The 18043-nt window shown below is 62.3% G+C and carries 16 protein-coding genes and 1 tRNA gene; 3 read left to right on the plus strand and 14 right to left on the minus strand.

What is annotated here, in order from left to right; genetic code table 11:
• Positions 1-69: 69 nt before the first annotated feature.
• Both rpmA and X750_RS153265 read right to left on the minus strand, forming a co-directional pair.
• Positions 70-339: a 50S ribosomal protein L27 gene (rpmA, locus tag X750_RS153270; protein ID WP_015315190.1), complete on the minus strand. Its 270-nt coding sequence runs from the start codon at positions 337-339 to the stop codon at positions 70-72.
• A gap of 99 nt (positions 340-438) precedes the next feature.
• Entirely contained in the window at positions 439-1146 is a 708-nt protein-coding gene (locus X750_RS153265) for a 50S ribosomal protein L21 (protein WP_023684118.1), read from the minus strand.
• Between the two features lie 367 nt (positions 1147-1513).
• On the opposite strand from X750_RS153265, the gene X750_RS153260 reads away from it, so the two are divergent.
• Positions 1514-1603 (plus strand) — tRNA-Ser (locus X750_RS153260).
• Between the two features lie 141 nt (positions 1604-1744).
• On the opposite strand, the gene X750_RS153255 is transcribed toward X750_RS153260, so the two are convergent.
• On the minus strand, positions 1745-3724 hold the full coding sequence (locus X750_RS153255) for an EAL domain-containing protein (protein ID WP_023704932.1): 1980 nt from the start codon (positions 3722-3724) through the stop codon (positions 1745-1747).
• Positions 3725-3991: 267 nt separating this feature from the next.
• On the opposite strand from X750_RS153255, the gene X750_RS153250 reads away from it, so the two are divergent.
• Positions 3992-5038: a class I SAM-dependent methyltransferase gene (locus tag X750_RS153250; protein WP_023684116.1), complete on the plus strand. Its 1047-nt coding sequence runs from the start codon at positions 3992-3994 to the stop codon at positions 5036-5038.
• Between the two features lie 345 nt (positions 5039-5383).
• Here the strand turns inward: X750_RS153250 and X750_RS153245 are convergent, their stop codons facing one another.
• Complete coding sequence (locus X750_RS153245; RefSeq protein ID WP_023704933.1) at positions 5384-6277, minus strand: SDR family oxidoreductase; 894 nt, start codon at positions 6275-6277, stop codon at positions 5384-5386.
• 127 nt (positions 6278-6404) lie between these two features.
• Here X750_RS153245 and X750_RS153240 point away from each other — a divergent pair, with 127 nt between their 5' ends.
• Positions 6405-7343: an AraC family transcriptional regulator gene (locus X750_RS153240; RefSeq protein ID WP_023747308.1), complete on the plus strand. Its 939-nt coding sequence runs from the start codon at positions 6405-6407 to the stop codon at positions 7341-7343.
• Positions 7344-8083: 740 nt separating this feature from the next.
• On the opposite strand, the gene X750_RS153230 is transcribed toward X750_RS153240, so the two are convergent.
• From X750_RS153230 to uxaC, 10 genes are all read right to left on the minus strand, one after another.
• Positions 8084-8236 carry a hypothetical protein gene (locus X750_RS153230; RefSeq protein ID WP_023668683.1) on the minus strand — a complete coding sequence of 51 codons (153 nt, stop codon included), beginning with the start codon at positions 8234-8236 and terminating at the stop codon, positions 8084-8086.
• A 396-nt stretch (positions 8237-8632) separates the two neighbouring features.
• A complete protein-coding gene (gene recQ, locus X750_RS153225; RefSeq protein WP_023747309.1) occupies positions 8633-10471 on the minus strand; it encodes a DNA helicase RecQ in 1839 nt (612 codons plus the stop codon).
• Positions 10472-10808: 337 nt separating this feature from the next.
• Positions 10809-11147, minus strand: coding sequence for a cupin domain-containing protein (locus X750_RS153220; RefSeq protein ID WP_023684110.1), 339 nt, complete (start codon positions 11145-11147; stop codon positions 10809-10811).
• Positions 11148-11157: 10 nt separating this feature from the next.
• Complete coding sequence (gene kduD, locus X750_RS153215) at positions 11158-11925, minus strand: 2-dehydro-3-deoxy-D-gluconate 5-dehydrogenase KduD (protein ID WP_023704936.1); 768 nt, start codon at positions 11923-11925, stop codon at positions 11158-11160.
• The gene (kduI, locus tag X750_RS153210; protein WP_023704937.1) at positions 11922-12779 is read right to left on the minus strand and encodes a 5-dehydro-4-deoxy-D-glucuronate isomerase; all 858 of its coding nucleotides are present in this window, start codon (positions 12777-12779) and stop codon (positions 11922-11924) included. The genes kduD and kduI overlap by 4 nt, the downstream gene beginning before the upstream one ends.
• A 20-nt stretch (positions 12780-12799) precedes the next feature.
• Positions 12800-13576, minus strand: coding sequence for a FadR/GntR family transcriptional regulator (locus X750_RS153205; protein WP_023684107.1), 777 nt, complete (start codon positions 13574-13576; stop codon positions 12800-12802).
• 23 nt (positions 13577-13599) lie between these two features.
• A complete protein-coding gene (locus tag X750_RS153200; protein ID WP_023704938.1) occupies positions 13600-14880 on the minus strand; it encodes a TRAP transporter large permease in 1281 nt (426 codons plus the stop codon).
• Positions 14881-15348 (minus strand): TRAP transporter small permease, encoded by a 468-nt coding sequence (locus tag X750_RS153195; protein WP_245260093.1) that lies wholly within the window; start codon positions 15346-15348, stop codon positions 14881-14883.
• 166 nt (positions 15349-15514) lie between these two features.
• Complete coding sequence (locus X750_RS153190) at positions 15515-16492, minus strand: TRAP transporter substrate-binding protein (protein WP_023684104.1); 978 nt, start codon at positions 16490-16492, stop codon at positions 15515-15517.
• 38 nt (positions 16493-16530) lie between these two features.
• Positions 16531-17940 carry a glucuronate isomerase gene (gene uxaC / locus X750_RS153185; protein ID WP_023747310.1) on the minus strand — a complete coding sequence of 470 codons (1410 nt, stop codon included), beginning with the start codon at positions 17938-17940 and terminating at the stop codon, positions 16531-16533.
• Positions 17941-18043 lie beyond the last annotated feature (103 nt).

The raw sequence follows: 18043 nt of genomic DNA on the forward strand, positions 1-18043 counted from the left end.
GGCTCCATTCACTGGTTTGGCCAGACACCGGTTCCCGAGATGGGCGCCGGTTTTATAGTGCGGAACCGGCTACTCCGCGGCTTTGGTAATCGGGTTGACCGATACGTAGGTTCGGCCGTTGGCTTTTTTGTTAAAGGTGACTGCGCCGGTCTCGAGCGCAAAAAGGGTGTGGTCCGTGCCCATGCCGACATTGACGCCGGGATGCCAGGTGGTGCCGCGTTGACGGATGATGATGTTGCCCGGGATGACGGCTTCGCCGCCGAACTTCTTCACGCCCAGACGCTTGGAATGCGAGTCGCGACCGTTGCGCGACGAGCCGCCAGCTTTCTTGTGTGCCATCTAACTAACTCCGATGCGCCCTGGGGCGCTTGAATGGTCTTATGAACGCGTTCGCGTTCCGTTTCAAGTCCGATCCGGCGACCTTGTCGCCGGTTCGTTTTACTTCTTCGCCAGTTCCTTGGCCTGCTCGCGCCAGTCGTTGATCTGGTCGGTGCTGAAGGGCATGTGCGCGTCGATCTTGGCCACGTCCTTGTCCGACAGCTTGGCAAGCTGGGCGAAGGTGGTGATGCCCTGCTCGTGCAGTTGGCCGGCGGCAACCGGGCCGATGCCCTTGATCACGGCCAAATCGTCCGGCTCGCCCTTCGGCGCCTTGAACAGCGGCGCGGCGACGGCGGCCTCCGTCTTGGCTTCATCCTTCGGAGCAACCTCGGCTTTGGCTTCCTTCTTCGCCTTGGCTTCCTTCGTCGCGGCCTCGGCCTTCGCCTCGGGCGCTACGTCAGCCTTGACTTCCTTGGCTTCCACCTTGGCTGCGGCCTTCTTGGAAGGCTTGGCGCCACCCAGCAGGATCTCGGCGATCCGCACGGTGGTCAGAAGCTGGCGGTGGCCGATCTTGCGGCGCGAATTCTGCCGGCGGCGCTTCTTGAAAGCGATGACGGTGCGGTTCTTGCCCTGCTCGACGACTTCCGCCGTGACCAGAGCGCCATCGACGAACGGGGCGCCGAAGGTGACATTTTCGCCTTCGCCATGGGCGAGGACGCTGCCGATTTCGACGATATCGCCGACATTGGCTTCGAGCTTCTCGATCTTCAGGAGATCGTTGGCGGCAACGCGATACTGCTTACCGCCCGTTTTAATGACTGCGAACATTTTTTGCCTTTCGCTGTTCGGTCGGCCTCGATGAGCCGCGTCACGCGGTTCGGCCGTCTTTTTGTCAGTCTGCGGGTTCGAAAAACAAGCGGCGTGGAAGAACCCTCCACGCCGATTGCGCGCTTCCCCTAACCGAAGGTTCGGTACGAGTCAAGGCAAACGGCCGGATTCCTTGGCCATGCGGCCTCCTTGCCGCGCCCGATCCCTCTGGTCGAGACCGGTTGGCCTATCTGCCGACGTGGCCGCGGCGCAGCCCTCCCGGCAAAGCCCGCACAGGAAGCTGAATTTCCCCGCGGATTTGGCCTTGTAACCTGCCCGCCCAGCCGTTATCTAGTGCGCCGCGCCGGCAACGGCCGACCATGACCGCGGAGAGGTGGCAGAGTGGTCGAATGCACCGCACTCGAAATGCGGCATGGGTGCAAGCCCATCGGGGGTTCGAATCCCTCCCTCTCCGCCACCCTACGCCCTGCGGGCTTCGGGTGGCAGGCCACCCGGAACCGCATCTGGGCGTAGGAGTGTCGCCCGAAGCTACGAAGTAGCGTAGGGGGGACCGGAACGAAGCAGGATGCCCTCCGAAGCTTCAGCGTAGAGGCTGCCGCTAGGCAACAAGGCCTTGCCTTATTTGGTTAACCTCTTCGATCGGGACTGGATGCCCGGTGAGGAAGCCCTGCATCAAATTTACCCCCAGGCGCTGCAGCAATATGTACTGCTCCTCCGTTTCGACGCCCTCGGCGAGCACGACATGGCCGAGATTGCGAAGCAGCCCGACCATGTCCCGCAACAGGCTCAAGCCACGAGACGTCTGGCAATCGTGGAGGAAGCTGCGATCAATCTTGACCACGTCGAATTTGAAGCGGCGGAGCCATGTCAAGCCGGCAAATCCCGTTCCGAAGTCGTCCAGCCAGATCTGAACGCCGAGTTTTCGCAACCGCTCCACGTTTCTTACCGCTTGCGCCTCCAGAAAGATGTCACTGCCTTCGGTGATTTCGATGGCCAGTTTCTGGGGCGCAAGGCCGTGCCTGCCAAGAATCTCGGTGATCCGGAGTGAAAAGTTAGGAGCCTTGAGCTGAAGAACGGAGACGTTCACCGTCACGACCGAGCCCAAACCGTATTCCGCCATGTCGCCGCACGCTCGATCGATCAGCCACGTACCCAGCTCCACGATCGCTCCGGTCTGCTCGGCAAGGGGTATGAATACGGACGGACTGATCATGGTGCCGTCGAAGTCACATAGCCGCATCAGACTCTCGTGCCCCAGCACGCGCCCCGACGCCAGCTCGCGAATTGGCTGGTAAGCGACGGAAACGAGCTGGTTGGAAACTGCCACCTTCAGCAGTTCTGAAAGATTTTCGCCGGAGCGATCCTGGCTGGTGGCGTGCGGGTCGTAAATCGTGAACGTAGCCCGACCGGCAAACTTGGAAGCGTAGAGTGCGCGGTCAGCTTCCTGCAGCAGGATTCTAAGCTCTATGCTCTGATCGGCGCGCGTCAACGACGCTCCGGCACTGATCGTGACGATGTTGAGCTTGTCGCCCCGATCAGGGTGATAGATATCCAAATCCTCTACAGCGCGACAGAATTTATTCGTTATCTCATGAAGGTGAGCCCGCCCGGTGACCTTGCAGAGAATGACGAATTCTTCTCCGCCATAGCGGGCCGCGATGGCGTTGTTGGCAGCCGCCATCTCGGAAAGGACATGGGCGAGTTTGATCAGGCAATCGTCGCCGGCCTGATGACCAAGTCCGTCATTGAACCTTTTGAAGTAGTCGACGTCGATCAGAATGAGCCCTATCTCGTCGTCGTCTGCGGCCCAGTCTTCGCGCAGCTCCGAGAATTCTCGAATGATCGCCCTGCGGTTCTTCATTCCCGTGAGCGGATCGGTGTCGGCGATTTCGGTTAGCTTCTGCCCCTTCTTGATAGCAGCCTGCTCCTGGAACTGCGCCCGAAGCGCGTGCAGGAAAGTCTGGTACCGCTCCAGGCTCAGCCGCCAGGAAAGATAAAGCGACAAGACGAGACAGTTCACGAAATAGGCCGACAGCACGATGCGGCCGGCGATGTCGGCCTGAAGGGAGAACATCGCGGCGTACACAAAGCTTGCGGCGACCGTCGCGGAGGCAAGGGCTGAAAGCCAAAAACGGAAGTTGAAGAACAGATTCGCACCCAGGATGAACACTGTGCCAAAAACCATGAAATGGGAGAGGGCATCCTGATGCTCTGTTCCAACAGCGGAGACGAGCCACCCAAGGGCACCGGAGACAATCGCCAGCGCTGCTACAAGGTGCAAGGTGGCAAGGGCAAAGCCCCGTCGGGCGACAAATTCGACAAGCGCCAGGGAAGTGATCCCTAGCGTAACGCGCGTCAAAACAAGCCGGCCGGCGACATCCGGAAAGAGAAACCAATCGAAAAGGCCATAGGCCACATAGCTGAATACAGCAGCCGCAATACCCCATCGCACAAGGCTGCGATTCTCATCGGCATCCTTCTGCAGGAACAGTGTCAGGAGTTCCGGATCGGCGGAATGCCACCGCGGACGTCCAATCGCTGCCGCCACCTTCTGGGCAACGTCCTCGCTCAGTTGCATCGCAACGCTCCTCCGCGATCTGCAGTAGCGAATGCAACAGCCGACGTCGCCTGCGGTCGGGGAATGAAGACGTCCCTGTCCGCAAGAAAAGTCAGATGTCGCTAACCGAGGGTAAACGGGCGGTTCGGATTTAGCCAGTTTGCAGGATTGATGGCCGTCCCGTCGATTAAAATTTTGCTAAAATTTTATTAAAATTGTTAGCATTGGTTGGCGGCGCACCTATGCTGCTGGCCGGGGACCGGGGCGGTAAACCGGAGAGTAAACGGCATGCCTATCAAGCCAAAACTGCAGCTCGACCAATACAGCCTGGTCACCACCAGGCTGATGAAGAAACATGTTGCGACCTCCGAAGAGGCGGCTGACTCCGACGAGTTGAGGGACAGCACGGCCCAGCTCGCCCTGATACTGGACCTTGCTCATCAAGCCTTTGCGCGAAACAAACCGGCCGCCCCCGTCGTCCATCGTTTGGCGGGGCGACTCCACAAGCTCCGCCGGCAGGTTGCTACCGCGGTTTGGCAGAAACTCGTTCCTTTGGCTCAGCAGCATCGGGTCGCGGAATATTTGCTCCAGGACCCGTTCACGCGGTGGTCGGTCGAAAAACCGCGCGGGTATTCGGGCGATGCAGGCCTGCTGGATATTTACTACAAGCATCCGATCGCCGACGAGATCGTGGCCTCGTCGACCTTACTTGGTCGGCAAATCTATGCGTACACCAGTGAAGCTGCCAGTTCGGTGGCGGGGCGCGAGCGGCGGGATATTCTGGCCAGGACCGTGGACGAGACGGCCAGCAGTGTGGAAAAGGCTGAGGTGCTGGCGATTGCCTGCGGCCACCTCAGGGAAGCCGAACGCTCCGACGCGTTGGCCAGGCATAAACTGCAACGTTGGATCGGCCTGGATCAGGACCCCGTCAGCGTAGCCACGGTGAACCACGACTTTGCCGGCACGGCAGTCGAGGCAGTCCAGGGTTCCGTACGCGGCATCCTACGCCGCGCCTACGCCCTTGGCACATTCGATCTCGTCTACGCATCGGGGCTTTACGATTACCTGCCGCGTGCCATCGGCGTCCGCCTGCTTCAAAGAGCCATGGAACTCGTCAAGCCCGGTGGCGAATTCCTGTTTGCCAATTTCAGCGACGAGATAACGACGGATGGTTACATGGAGACTTTCATGGATTGGCCGCTCATCCTACGTTCGGCCGACGATATGTGGGACATCATCAATGCCGCCCTCGGCGGGAGTCCTTTCGACGCGAAAGTCTACTATGGCTCGAACCGGAATATCGTTTACGGCAAGGTGAGGAAGGGCGATCTCTAACTAGGCGCGGGAATCGCGCGCGCATCCCCGTAGCAAGGTAGGTCTGCCATGACGAGGCCATGTCTTCGCCGGCTTTCCGGCGACGGGCGAGCAGCTCGTCCGGGCTGCGGTCGGCCTACGCCGTGTTCGTTCTGCTTGCCGCCATACAGATGTGGCGGCGGTTCCAGCAGCACGACGGTGCTGCCCGCTCGGCGGGCTGCGTCTGGCCNGCCATACAGATGTGGCGGCGGTTCCAGCAGCACGACGGTGCTGCCCGCTCGGCGGGCTGCGTCTGGCCGTGTTGCTGGCACTGCCGCTGATCGCCAGGCTGTCGGTCGTGCAATGCAACGCGACTGGCCGGCCTGATCAGGCCTCGAAATAGCCGGGACGGTCGAGATCGGCGATGAGCCCAAGCCCGGTCGGCTGCCATCCCAGCGCAGTGCGGGTCTGCTCACTTGACGCCGACAAGTCCCTGCCGATGAAATGCCCGAGAAAGCCGAAATGCGCAGCCGCCTCCTCGGGGCCTATGGAAACGACCGGCAGGCCGAGCCGGCGGCCGATGATCTCGGCGATCTCTTTGCTCGCCACGCCCTGTTCGGCAACCGCATGATAGCTGACGCCGCCCGCCCCCTTCTCCAGCGCCAGCCTGTACAGGGTGGCGGCGTCGAACCGGTGCACCGCCGCCCAGCGATTTGCGCCGTCGCCGACATAGGCCGAGACGCCCTTTTCACGCGCAATGGCAATCAGCATCGGCACGAAACCGTGATCGCCCTCGCCATGGACGGTCGGCGCCAGCCGCACCGTCGATGCGCGCACCCCGCGCGCTGCGAGCGCCACGGCCGTTGCTTCCGAAGCGCGCGGCATGGAGACCGATGGAGGCGCAGGTTTGTCGTCTTCGGTTGCCGGCCTTCCCTGAGCAAAACCGGCGAGTCCGGAGGTGACAAGCAGCGGCCGCTCGGAACCCTCGAGCGCCGCGCCGAGCGTTTCGATGGCGCGCTGGTCAACTGCGCAACTGGCGGCGAATCTCGAAAAGTCGTGGTTGAAGGCCGTGTGGATGACGCCATCCGATTGGGCAGCGCCGCTGCGCAGGCTCTCGAAATCCTCGATATCGCCGCGATGCGCCTCGGCGCCCGCGGCCACGATCGACTCCGCACCTGCTTCCGACCGCGCGAGGCCAAGCACCTGATGGCCCGCCCCGAGCAATTCCCGCACAACAGCCGAACCGACAAAACCGGTAGCCCCGGTGACGAACACACGCATGATCATTTCTCCTTGGTTTTCGGCGAAGGCCGTACAGGCAGCCCGTTGCCGAAGGAGATAGAAGGTTGCGATCATACGATCTATACTGTAAAATCCGAGATATCTTCGCAATCGTCCGAGAACGCTCATGGATCCGCTGTCAGACGTGCTGTCGCTACTGAAGCCGCGCAATTACCTGTCGGCTGGGCTGGAAACCGGTGGCGACTGGGCGATCCAGTTCCCTGACCAGCAGGCCGCCATCAAATGCGGCGCCGTGGTGTCCGGCCGATGCTGGCTGTCGGTCGAGGGCGTCCCTGACGCGGTGCGGCTGGACGTGGGCGACTGCTTCCTGTTGCCGCGCGGCCGGCCTTTCCGCCTTGCCAGCGATCTCGGCCTGCCGACGGTCGATGCGCGAACGATCTTTTCACCGGCGCGGACCGGCGGCATCACCGTCCATAATGGCGGCGGCGATTTCCTCCTGGTCAGCAGTCGCTTCACGCTGTCCGGCGACCATGCCGGCATCCTGTTGCGGATGCTGCCGCCCATCGTCCACATCCGCGGCGAGAGCGACCATTCGGCGCTTCGCTGGCCGGTGGAGCGGATGATGCAGGAATTGCGCCAGCGGCGTCCCGGCGGCTTTCTCATCGTCGAGCACCTCGCCCACATGATCCTGATCGAGGCCTTGCGCCTGCATATGACCGCGCAAGGCAATGTCGGCTGGCTGTTCGCACTCACCGACAGGCAGATCGGCGCGGCGATCGGCGCCATGCACGAGGACCCGGCGCATGGCTGGACATTGCAGCAACTGGCGGAGCGCGCCGGCATGTCGCGATCGACTTTTGCGCTCAGATTCAAGCAGACGGTCGGGGCCTCACCCCTGGATTATCTGACGCGCTGGCGCATGATGCTGGCCGGCGACAGGCTGATGCATTCCGGCGATCCGGTTTCCGTCATCGCCCTGGCGCTCGGCTACGAATCCGAAAGCGCCTTCAGCACGGCATTCAAGCGCGTCATGGGCTGTTCGCCGCGGCAGTACAGCCGCCAGGAGCCGGACCCGACTGCGCAGGCCGAACGCGAAGCCGCCTGAGGCGGCGATCCGAGCGCCTTGATTACCTTGCCCTTAGAGGCTGTAGCGCGAACGAAACTCGGTGAACGACATCGCCAGATTGTTCTCGTCCACATGGCCGGTGATTCCGTCCACACTGCGCGAGTCGAGTTGTAGCGGGCGAGCCAGAGCGGACAATTGCCGAAGCCGCTCGGATTTCCCAGCGCGCTTCGACCGCTGCGGCCCTTCTGCTCAAATCGATCCCTTGCTTGCTCCATGGCATGCGCTTGACAATCGACTGATTCGCAACCCTTCGGGGATATAAGTATTCCAGTTAACTTAGGGATAATCGGCAGGAGGAACTAGATTTCAGACGCTCAATTGGCACGAGCAAAATCGCGTTTTTCATGCTTTCAGAATGACTTGCTCGCGTGCTGGCGGTTAACCGGCACCAACTTCTCCGATTTCCTTGCCTCTACGGCTGGGTAGCGCAATAGGGTTAATTGCGCGATTGCTAATATGCCTATATCTTAGGCGGCGCGGGGGGCCTCATATCTTCCCGCAGTGGCCGGTGCGGTGAAGCCCCACAAGCATGCCCAACCTGCACCGGCCATTCCCTATCTTTTCCAAGAGCTTCCGTGAAGCCTCTAGGACGCGTCGCGTTTCGGCGATGGTCGATTGCAGGGAGTCCAGTTGGCTCTCCGCTCGGAGCTGGCTACGGCGGGCGCTTTCAATGAACTGGTGGTCAGGTTCCCACCGGTCTTTCATCGGGCTTAGCCTCTCTACAGACGAACGAACTTGTCGAGATGCAGGCGTATCCGCTGGCCCTCAGCATAGGACAGCGCAAACGGTTCAATCACGAATGATCGGGTAATTTCCTGGTCTTCCTTGGCCACAGGAACGGACCATCCGCCGCCGGCTTCGACCACTTCCACGCAAGGCAATGCTTTGCGGATTGGACCCACGTTTCCACCACAGCCTCTATACGAAAAGCAATGGTAACCTCGAGTTTTATACTCCCGTCGAAAGCGGGTTTTCAACAACAAAGATGGTCTGAATCATACCATTCGGGTCAGCGGATAGCGGCTGCCGAGGTAGCGTCTCCAAGGCCGAGAAAACCGCCATCCGCGCGCAACAGCGGGTTTCCATAGTCACGGCTACATCCGAAGAATCGACCGCATAGATTCAGGAATGTGTGTTGTCGTCACGGTTCCATACAATTTAGAAGGCCATTCCCCTACGGCAGGGTAGCGCCAAAATGAAAGGATAAGCGGGCGGGCAAGTTGAAGGCGTACTGATGCCGGATCGGGCTTTGGTCCAGCAAAACCCTTTCAGCCTGGCGTCTCGGAAAGGTGCGCGGCAATGGCGCTCACAAAAGCCTTGCCGAACTCCTTGAGTTTGGCGGCGCCGACGCCATTCACCCCGGCAAAATCGTCGAGGTCTTGCGGACGACGCTCGGCCATGTCGATCAGTGTACGATCCGAAAACACCACATAGGCCGGCACCTGGCGTTCCTTGGCCAGACGCAGCCGCAGCGTCTTGAGCGCCGCGAGCAGCGACGCATCTACATTTTCGCTCTGGGGGCTCTGCCCGGCGCGAGCCGCGCGGCGCGCGGCGCGCGTGCGCATCTCGACCCGATACTGGAACGGCACCTCGTCCCGGCCGAGTGCGTGGCCCTTGTCCGCGATGGCCAACCCGCCATGGCCGGCCGGGTCCGGCATCAGGAAACCGTTCGCGACCAGCTGGCGAATCATAGATTGCCAAAAATCCTTCTTGTGCGCGGCGCCATTGCCGAAGGCTGCCAGCCTGTGATGCCCCCTTGCCGCGATCTTTTCAGTCTCGTGGCCGATCAGGATGTCGATGACATGGCCGGCGCCGAAGCGCTCGCCGCTCTGCGCCACCGCCGCCAGGATGAGGCGCGCCTCGGAGGTGCCGTCGGCGCGCGGCGCCTGTTCCAGGCAATTGTCGCAATTGCCGCAAGGGACCGCCTCTTCACCGAAATAACCGAGCAGCACCTGGCGGCGGCACTCGGCCGTCTCGCAATAGCCGATCAGCGTATCGAGCCGGCCATGCGAGCGGCGCTTGTGTTCGACAGCGGCGTCCTCGTCGTCGATGAACATGCGGCGCATGCGGATGTCGCCAAGGCCGTAAAGCATATGCGCCTCCGCCGCCCGGCCGTCGCGACCGGCGCGGCCGATTTCCTGGTAATAGGCCTCGAGGCTGCCCGGCAGGTCGGTGTGGAAGACATACGCGACATCAGGCTTGTCGATCCCCATGCCGAAGGCGATGGTCGCCACCATGACGACGCCCGACAGCGTCATGAAGGCGTTCTGGTTGGCATCACGCGCCTCCTTGCTCATGCCGGCGTGATAGGCGAGCGCGGGGACGCCGTTCTTTTCGAGGAATGCCGCCATCTCTTCGGTCTTCTTGCGCGACAGGCAGTAGACGATGCCGCTGCGCCCCTGATGGCGCTCGATGAAGTTGAGCAACTGCCGCTTGCTGTCCTGCTTGGGCTCGATGGCAAGCTTGATGTTGGGCCGGTCGAAGCCAAGCACCTGCGTTTCGACACGCCCGCCAAACAGCCGTCTCTCGATGTCTGCCCGCGTCGTCTCGTCCGCCGTCGCCGTCACCGCAATGATCGGTACGTCGGGAAAGATGCCACGCAGCTGCGACAGGTCTTCATATTCGCGCCGGAACGCCGGCCCCCACTGCGAAATGCAATGCGCCTCGTCGATGGCGATCAGGCTGACATCGAGCCTGGCAAGCGCATCCAGCATCCGCTCGGTCATCAGCCGTTCCGGCGCGAGGTAGAGCAGCCGCGTCTGGCCCGACGCGACGCGGCGCCATGCCGCGACATTGGCATCACGGTCGATCGAGGAATTGATCGTATCGGCGGCGACGCCGGCGAGGCGCAGTGCCGCGACCTGATCCTGCATCAGCGCCACTAGCGGCGAAACGACAATGGTCAGCCCACCCTTGACCAGCGCCGGAACCTGGTAGCACAGCGATTTGCCGGCACCCGTCGGCATGACGGCCAGCACATGGCGGCCGCCAAGCAGCGCCTCCATCACCGCGGCCTGTCCGGGACGGAAATCGTCGAAGCCGAACACGTCCTTGAGGACGCGCCGTTTGGGATCGTGCGTCGGCACGCTTGTCGTCAATATCTGCATCACTGATGTTTCGATCGGCCGCCCGAAGCAGCGGCGTGGACAGAACGATTAGCGCAGCCCCTGCGTGACCACAACAAGCAGCAGCAACACCCCACCGGCGATCGACCTGATTGGCATCGTTAAACCTATCTTCACCATGTTGCGGCACCGTCCAACCCTGCGGCGATGTTTCGAGTACCGCTGCGCCACGAGCGCACAGGCAACAGCCCGCGCCTCCCCAGGAGGCGCGGGTTTCCTGTTTCTGGAATTGCCGAAAAACGTCAGGCCAGGAAATCGGCGCGGTNCCGCGCCTCCCCAGGAGGCGCGGGTTTCCTGTTTCTGGAATTGCCGAAAAAGGTCAGGCCAGGAAATCGGCGCGGTGCGGGGTAAAGCTGTCGACCAGGCGCCCGGCCTCCAGCGCCTTGACGCCGTGCACCAGATTGGACGGCACGATGAAGCTGCCGCCGGTCTCGATGGTCGCGGTGCGGCCGTCGATGGTCACCTCGAAGCGGCCTTCGGCGACATAGCTGGCCTGGACATGCGGGTGCGAATGCAGCGCGCCGACGCCGCCCTTGTCGAAGCCGAACTCGACCATCATCAGCTCATCGGTGGAGACGAGAACGCGCCGCCTGTTGCCGTCCGGCGTCGGCGTCCACGCGCTCTCGCCGGGCTGTGCGAAAATCTTGGCTTCAATCATGACCATCTCCTCATCGCGCCAGCCAGCCGCCGTCCACGGGAACCACCGCGCCATGCATATAGTCGGACGCTGGCGCCAGCAGGAACACGGCGGCATCGCCTATGTCTTCCGGCCCGCCCCAACGTCCCGCCGGAATGCGCGCCAGGATGGCAGCACTGCGGTCGGGATCGGCGCGCAACGCCTCGGTGTTGTTGGTTTCGATATAGCCGGGCGCAATGGCGTTGACGTTGATGCCTTTTGCCGCCCATTCGCAGGCCAGCAGCCGGGTTATGCCGAGCGCGCCATGTTTCGACGCGGTATAGGACGCGACGCGGATGCCGCCCTGGAAACTCAGCACCGAGGCTATGTTGACGATCTTGCCGCGCCGCCTCGGGTCGGTCAGCACGCGCCTGGCAAAACCCTGGCTGAGAAAGAACAGCGTCTTCAGATTGACGTCGACGACGTCGTCCCAGTCGGTTTCCGAGAAATCGACCGCATCGGCGCGGCGGATGATGCCGGCATTGTTGACCAGCCCGTCGATCGGGCCGGTCTTCTCCCACACCTGGTCGAGCATGGCCTTGGCGGCAACATGATCGGCGAGATCGCACCGCACAGTCTCGAACTGGCCGCCGGCTTCCGCGACTTGTCTTTCCGTGTCGTCCATCGCCGAGCGGCCGACACCGATGACGGTGCCGCCGGCGCGCGCGATCGAGACCGCGATGCCCTGGCCGATGCCGGTGTTTGCGCCGGTGACCAGGACGCGCTTGCCGGCCAGGCTGAAGGAGGAAGGGCCGCTCAACGCAGTTCGCCCAGCGGCACCGGGTCGACATCGGTGTAGTCGACATTGTCGCCGGCCATCGCCCAGATGAAGGAATAATTCGAGGTGCCTGCCCCTGAATGGATCGACCAGCCGGGCGACAGCACTGCCTCCTCATTGGCCATGACGATGTGGCGGGTTTCGTCCGGCTCGCCCATGAAATGGAAGACGCGCGCCGTCTCCGGCAGGTCGAAATAGAGATAGGCCTCCATGCGCCGGTCATGCACATGGCAAGGCATGGTGTTCCACACCGAGCCCGGCGCCAGCTGCGTCATGCCGACGACCAGTTGGCAGGTCTTGACGCCATCGGCATGGATGAACTGGAAGATCGAGCGCTCATTGCAGGTTTCCTTGCTGCCGAGGTCGAGCCGCTTGGCGTCGCCGATGCGGATCAGCCGGTTCGGATAGGCGTGATGCGCCGGGGCGCTGAGCAGATAGAATTTGGCCGGCGCTGCCTTGTCGGCCGACGCGAACGCCACGTCGGTGCTGCCCATGCCTAGATAGAGCATGTCGCGCGCCTGCAACTGGTGGGTGTCGCCATCTGCCGTCACCGAGCCGGCGCCGCCGATGTTGACGATGATCAGCTCGCGGCGGTCGAGAAAATTCCTGGTCCCCGTTGGCTTGATCGCTTCCAGCGGCAGCGCTGTCCCTTCCGGCACGGCGCCGCCGACGATCATGCGGTCATAATGGGCATAGGTCAGGCTGACGCGTCCCGGCTGGAACAGGTCGTCAATATGGAAGTTGTGCCGCAGTTCGTCGGTGCCCATAGAAGCCGCGGCAACCGGGTCGATGGCGAAACGCGAGGTGAAATCGGTATGCGGGTGACTTTGAGACATTACTGCTCCGGCTGAAATGGTTATTCGGATGCCGTCGCCCTGACCGAGTCGGCATAAAAGACCTGGCGGGCGTGCAGGCGCTCGCGGTAGCGCTGCTGGCTGGCGGTGAGATGGGTGCGCATCGCCTCGCGCGCGGCTTCGGCGTCGCCTGACGTGATCGCATTCAGGATCACCAGATGCTCGCGCTGCAGCCCGCGCTGATAGCTGTCGGATTGCACAAGTTCCGTCGACCAGGGCGAGGTCACGTCGCAGGGAATGGCGCGGCGTCCGAGCACATCGAGCATCTCGACATAGAACGGGTTGTTGGTGGCGCTGGCGATTGCCCGGTGGAAGGCGAGATCGGCCGGACCGGTCGGCTCGCTGTTGAGAAGCAGCCGTTCGAATTCGAAGAACGCTTCCTGGATCGCTGCTTCCTGCGCGGCGTTGCGGCGAATGGCGGCGAGCCCGGCCGATTCGATTTCGACGGCCAGGCGCACTTCGAGCACATTGAGCGCGATGGAATCCTTGCTGCCCATGTCGGCGGCGAGCGCGCCGAACATCGTTGAGATGTGCTCGGTGACGAACACGCCTGCGCCCTGGCGCGCCTCGACCAGCCCGTCGGCGGCGAGCTTGGCCAGCGCTTCGCGGATGACGGTGCGGCTGACGCCGAAGGTCTCGGTCAGCTGGCCCTCGGTCGGCAATTTGTGGCCGGGCAGGATCTCGCCCGCCTGCAACTGCTTGCGGATCGCCGCAACGACGGTCTCCGACAGTTTGGGTTTTCTCTCGACCCTGAGATCAACAGCGCTATCCGATGCCATATCGCACCCCTGTTTGAAGACGCCTATTTGAACACGCTCGGCAACCAGAGCGAAATCGCCGGAATATAGGTCACCAGCCCCAGAACCAGGATGCCCGCGCCATAGAACGGCCAGATCGAGCGCATCGCTTCCCAGACCGTAATCTTGCCGACGGCACAGGCGACGAACTGCACCGTGCCGACCGGTGGCGTGTTGAGGCCAATGCCGAGATTGAGGATGGTGATGACGCCGAAATGCACGGGGTCGACGCCGTAATGGGTGACCAGCGGCAGGAAGATCGGCGTGCAGATGATGATCATCGGCCCCATGTCCATGAAGGTGCCGAGCAGCAGCATCAAGACGTTGAGCAGAAGCAGCACCACCAGCGGATCGGTGGAGATGGCGTTCATGCCTGCGATCAGCAACACCGGCACTTTGAGATAGGCCATCAGCCAGCTGAACGAGGCCGCCGTGCCGATGATCAGCAGCACCATTGAGGTCGTGCGCACCGCGCCCTTTGTGGCATGGACGAAATCGCCCCAGGCCATCGACCGGTAGACGAAGACGGTGACCAGCAAAGCGTAGATGATGGCGATGCAGGAGCTTTCCGTCGCCGTGAAAATGCCCGAGCGAACGCCGCCGAAGATGATCCCGATGAGCAGAAGTCCGGGGATGGCGATGACCGCCAGCTGGCCGACACGCGAGAAGCCGGGAAAAGCCTCGACCGGGTAGCCGCGGCTGCGGGCGACGAAATAGGCGGTGACCATCAGCGAAGCGGCGAACAGCAGACCAGGCAGGATACCGGCGGTGAACAGGTCGGCGATCGAAATCTTGCCGCCGCCGGCGATCGAATAGATGATCATGTTCTGCGACGGCGGCAGAAGCAGCGCGATCAGCGCCGCCATCGAGGTGACGTTGACGGCATAGTCGGCTCCGTAGCCGCGCGCTTTCATCTGCGGGATCATCAGCCCGCCGACGGCAGCGGCTTCCGCCACAGCCGAGCCGGAAATGCCGCCGAACAACGTCGCGGCGATGATGTTGACCTGACCGAGCCCACCGCGGACATGACCGACCAGCGAGCCGGCAAAGGAAACGATGCGCTGCGCGATGCCGCCGCGCACCATCAGGTCGCCGGCAAAGATGAAGAACGGGATCGCCATCAGCGAGAACGCCGACATGCCCGACTTCAATTGCTGGAACACCACCAGGGGCGGCAGGCCGAGATAAAGCACGGTGGCGAAGGACGCCGCACCCAGGCAAAAGGCGATCGGCGTGCCGGCAAACATCAAAAGCGTGAAGACGCCAAACAGGATCCAGAGTTCCATCTAGGCCTCCTGCACGGCCGGCATTTCCGGCACTTCTTCGAGATTGATATCCTTGTCGATGTCGGCGCCGGACCAGCGCAGCGCGATGCGTTCGGCCGAGAACAGGCAGATCAGAAAGCCGCCGGCAACCAGCGGCAGATAGTCGAAACCGCCGGGAAGTTCGAGCGCCGGGATGACAGTGTGCCAGGTCAGCCCGACCAGCTTGCAGCCGTACCAGACCATGCCGAAGCCGAAGCCGAACGCGATCAGGTCGGACAGGGTGCGCAGCGCCCATTTGCTGCCCTTGGGCAGGATATAGAGCAGCACGTCGAAGCCCATATGGTAATTCTCGCGCACGCCGACGGCAGCGCCCAGGAAGATGAACCAGTTCATCAGCATGATGGCGGTGACTTCGGTCCAGCTCGGTGACGCGTTGAGCACGAAGCGGGAAAACACCTGGTAGGCAACAAGCGCGGTCATGGCGACCATCCCGATGCCCGCGAGATAGAGCGCACCGTCGCAAATCTTCGAAAGCACCGCGCTGAAGCGCGGTGGCGCTCCGCTCCTGGCCGTTCCCGCAGTCATCCGATCCTCCCGGTCTTTCCGTCCCCTAAAAGCGATTGGCGGGGCGGCGCCATGCCGCCCCGCCAGAAAATCACTTGGTCGCCTGGATGCGCGTCGCGAGGTCCTTGAGCTCCGGCGTCTTCAGATACTTGTCGTAGACCGGCTTCATCGCATCGATCAGCGGCTGCTTGTCGATCTCGCTGACCTTGACGCCGGCCTTCTCGACGATCTCTCGCGACTTCTTCTCCTGCGCGTCCCACAATTCGCGCATCTTGACGACGCTATCCTTGGCCGCCTGCTTGACGATCGCCTGGTCTTCCGGCGTCAGTCTGTCCCAGCTCGATTTCGACATCACCAGCACTTCCGGCACGATCTGGTGCTGGTCGACGGTATAGTGCTTGGCGACTTCGTAGTGCTTGGCGGATTCGAAGCTGGGCCAGTTGTTCTCGGCGCCGTCGATGACGCCGGTTTCGAGCGCCGAATAGACCTCGCCATAGGCCATCGGCGTGGCGTTTGCGCCAAGCGCGTTGACCATGTCGACGAACACGTCGGACTGGATGACGCGGAACTTCATGCCTTTCAGATCGGCGATCGAGGTGATGTCCTTCTTGGTGTTGTAGAAGGAACGGGCGCCGGAATCGTAGAAGGCAAGGCCGACCAGATCATGCGTCTCGAAGGCCTTGAGGATCTCGTCGCCGATCGGCCCGTCCATGACATGGCGCATGTGCTCGACCGAACGGAACATGTAGGGCAGCGACGGCACCGCGGTTTCCGGCACGATGCCGTTGAACGGACCCATCGAGACGCGGTTCAGATCGATGACACCGGTCTGCGTCTGCTCGATCGTGTCTTTTTCCTCGCCGAGCTGCGCCGAATGATAGACCTCGACCGAATAGCGGCCGGCGGTGCGCTCCTTGATGAGCTCGCCGAGATATTTGACCGCCTCGACGGTCGGATACCCGTCCGGATGGGTGTCGGCCGAGCGCAGTACGGTCTGGGCGCCGGCAACGCCGATCATCAGCGAGCCGAAGGCGAATGTGGCTGCCATCAGTTTTGAAAAATGCAACATGACTGTCTTCCTCCCTTTTAAAATTCCACGCGCCCGGCTCACAGCCGGTACGCCTTCTTGGCAAGCGTGTAGGCAAGCTCCCGCGCCAGCTCATGCGCCTCGTCCTCACGCAGCCGGTGCTCGGCGACGAGACGGGCGAGAAAGGCGCAGTCAACCCGGCGCGCCACATCGTGACGGGCGGGAATCGACGGAAAGGCACGGGTGTCATCGTTGAAGCCGACGGTGTTGTAGAAGCCGGCGGTCTCGGTGGTCATCTCGCGGAACCGGCGCATGCCTTCCGGACTGTCGTGGAACCACCAGGCCGGCCCGAGCTTCAACGCCGGATAGACGCCGGCCAGCGGCGCCAGTTCGCGCGCGTAGCTGGTCTCGTCGAGCGTGAACAGAATGATGGAGAGGTCGCGCTCCAGCCCGACGCAGTCGAGCAAGGGTTTGAGCGCCGCGGCATAGTCGGTGCGGGTCGGAATATCGAAGCCTTTGTCGCGGCCGAATCTCTGAAGAATTCCGGGCGAATGGTTGCGCCATGAGCCGGGATGGATCTGCATGACCAGCCCGTCGTCGCGGCTCATCTTGGCCATCTCGGTCAGCATCTGGGCGCGAAACAGCTTGCGCTCGCGCTCGTCGTCCGAGCCGCGGCGGATGGGGTTGAACAGCTCTTCCGCCGCCGCATCGGAAAGATTGGCGGTCTCGGCCGTCGGATGGCCGTGGTCCGATGAGGTTGCGCCGAAGCTTTTGAAGAAAGCGCGGCGATTGCGATGCGCGTCGAGATAGCCGGCCCATGTGCCGGTGTCGCAGCCGGTGATCTCGCCCAGACGATCGAGATTGGCCGAAAATCCTTCGAAGTCGGGATCGACGACGGCATCCGGCCTGTAGGCAGTGATGACGCGGCCCTGCCAGCCGCTGTCGCGGATCGTCTTGTGCCATTGGAGATCGTCGAGTGCGCCCTCGGTCGTCGCGATGACCTCGATGTTGAAGCGCTCGAACAGCGCGCGTGGGCGATAATCGTCGCGCTGCAAAAGCGCCGCGATGGTGTCGTAATGGCGGCTAGCGGTGCTGGCGTTGAGCGGCTCTTCGATGCCGAACAGATGCTCGAGCACATGGTCGAGCCACAACCGCGTCGGCGTGCCGCGGAAGAGGTAATAGTGCTCGGCGAAGCGCCGCCAGATCGCCCTGGGATCGGTCTCGACCGGCGAGCCGTCGAGGGTCGGGACGCCGAGATCTTCCAGCCGCACGCCCTGGCTGAACAGCATACGGAAAATGTAGTGGTCGGGCACCACCAGCAATTGCGCGGGATCGGGGAATGGCTCGTTGAGCGCATACCAACGCGGATCGGTGTGGCCGTGCGGGCTGATGATCGGCAGGTCCTTGATGCCGGCATGGAGATCGCGCGCGATCGACAGCGCGCGCCCTTCGGCGGCAAAAAGCAGATCCGGATCGGTCAGTCCCGCCACGTCGTTCCTCCCAGGGGCGATATCGGTAGGATTGGAAAGAAATAATGTCAACATACAAAAACTGGATTGTTGTATGATGACTTTTAACCGGCGTCAGGTCATT

The organism is Mesorhizobium sp. LNJC391B00, assembly GCF_000502535.1.
Classification (GTDB): Bacteria; Pseudomonadota; Alphaproteobacteria; order Rhizobiales; family Rhizobiaceae; genus Mesorhizobium.

Bases quoted from the DNA above. Each gene is read 5' to 3' on its own strand.
- rpmA (WP_015315190.1), bottom strand. From the start codon at position 339: ATGGCACACAAGAAAGCTGGCGGCTCGTCGCGCAACGGTCGCGACTCG.
- X750_RS153265 (WP_023684118.1), bottom strand. From the start codon at position 1,146: ATGTTCGCAGTCATTAAAACGGGCGGTAAGCAGTATCGCGTTGCCGCC.
- X750_RS153255 (WP_023704932.1), bottom strand. From the start codon at position 3,724: ATGCAACTGAGCGAGGACGTTGCCCAGAAGGTGGCGGCAGCGATTGGA.
- X750_RS153250 (WP_023684116.1), top strand. From the start codon at position 3,992: ATGCCTATCAAGCCAAAACTGCAGCTCGACCAATACAGCCTGGTCACC.
- X750_RS153245 (WP_023704933.1), bottom strand. From the start codon at position 6,277: ATGCGTGTGTTCGTCACCGGGGCTACCGGTTTTGTCGGTTCGGCTGTT.
- X750_RS153240 (WP_023747308.1), top strand. From the start codon at position 6,405: ATGGATCCGCTGTCAGACGTGCTGTCGCTACTGAAGCCGCGCAATTAC.
- recQ (WP_023747309.1), bottom strand. From the start codon at position 10,471: ATGCAGATATTGACGACAAGCGTGCCGACGCACGATCCCAAACGGCGC.
- X750_RS153220 (WP_023684110.1), bottom strand. From the start codon at position 11,147: ATGATTGAAGCCAAGATTTTCGCACAGCCCGGCGAGAGCGCGTGGACG.
- kduI (WP_023704937.1), bottom strand. From the start codon at position 12,779: ATGTCTCAAAGTCACCCGCATACCGATTTCACCTCGCGTTTCGCCATC.
- X750_RS153205 (WP_023684107.1), bottom strand. From the start codon at position 13,576: ATGGCATCGGATAGCGCTGTTGATCTCAGGGTCGAGAGAAAACCCAAA.
- X750_RS153200 (WP_023704938.1), bottom strand. From the start codon at position 14,880: ATGGAACTCTGGATCCTGTTTGGCGTCTTCACGCTTTTGATGTTTGCC.
- X750_RS153195 (WP_245260093.1), bottom strand. From the start codon at position 15,348: ATGGTCGCCATGACCGCGCTTGTTGCCTACCAGGTGTTTTCCCGCTTC.
- X750_RS153190 (WP_023684104.1), bottom strand. From the start codon at position 16,492: ATGTTGCATTTTTCAAAACTGATGGCAGCCACATTCGCCTTCGGCTCG.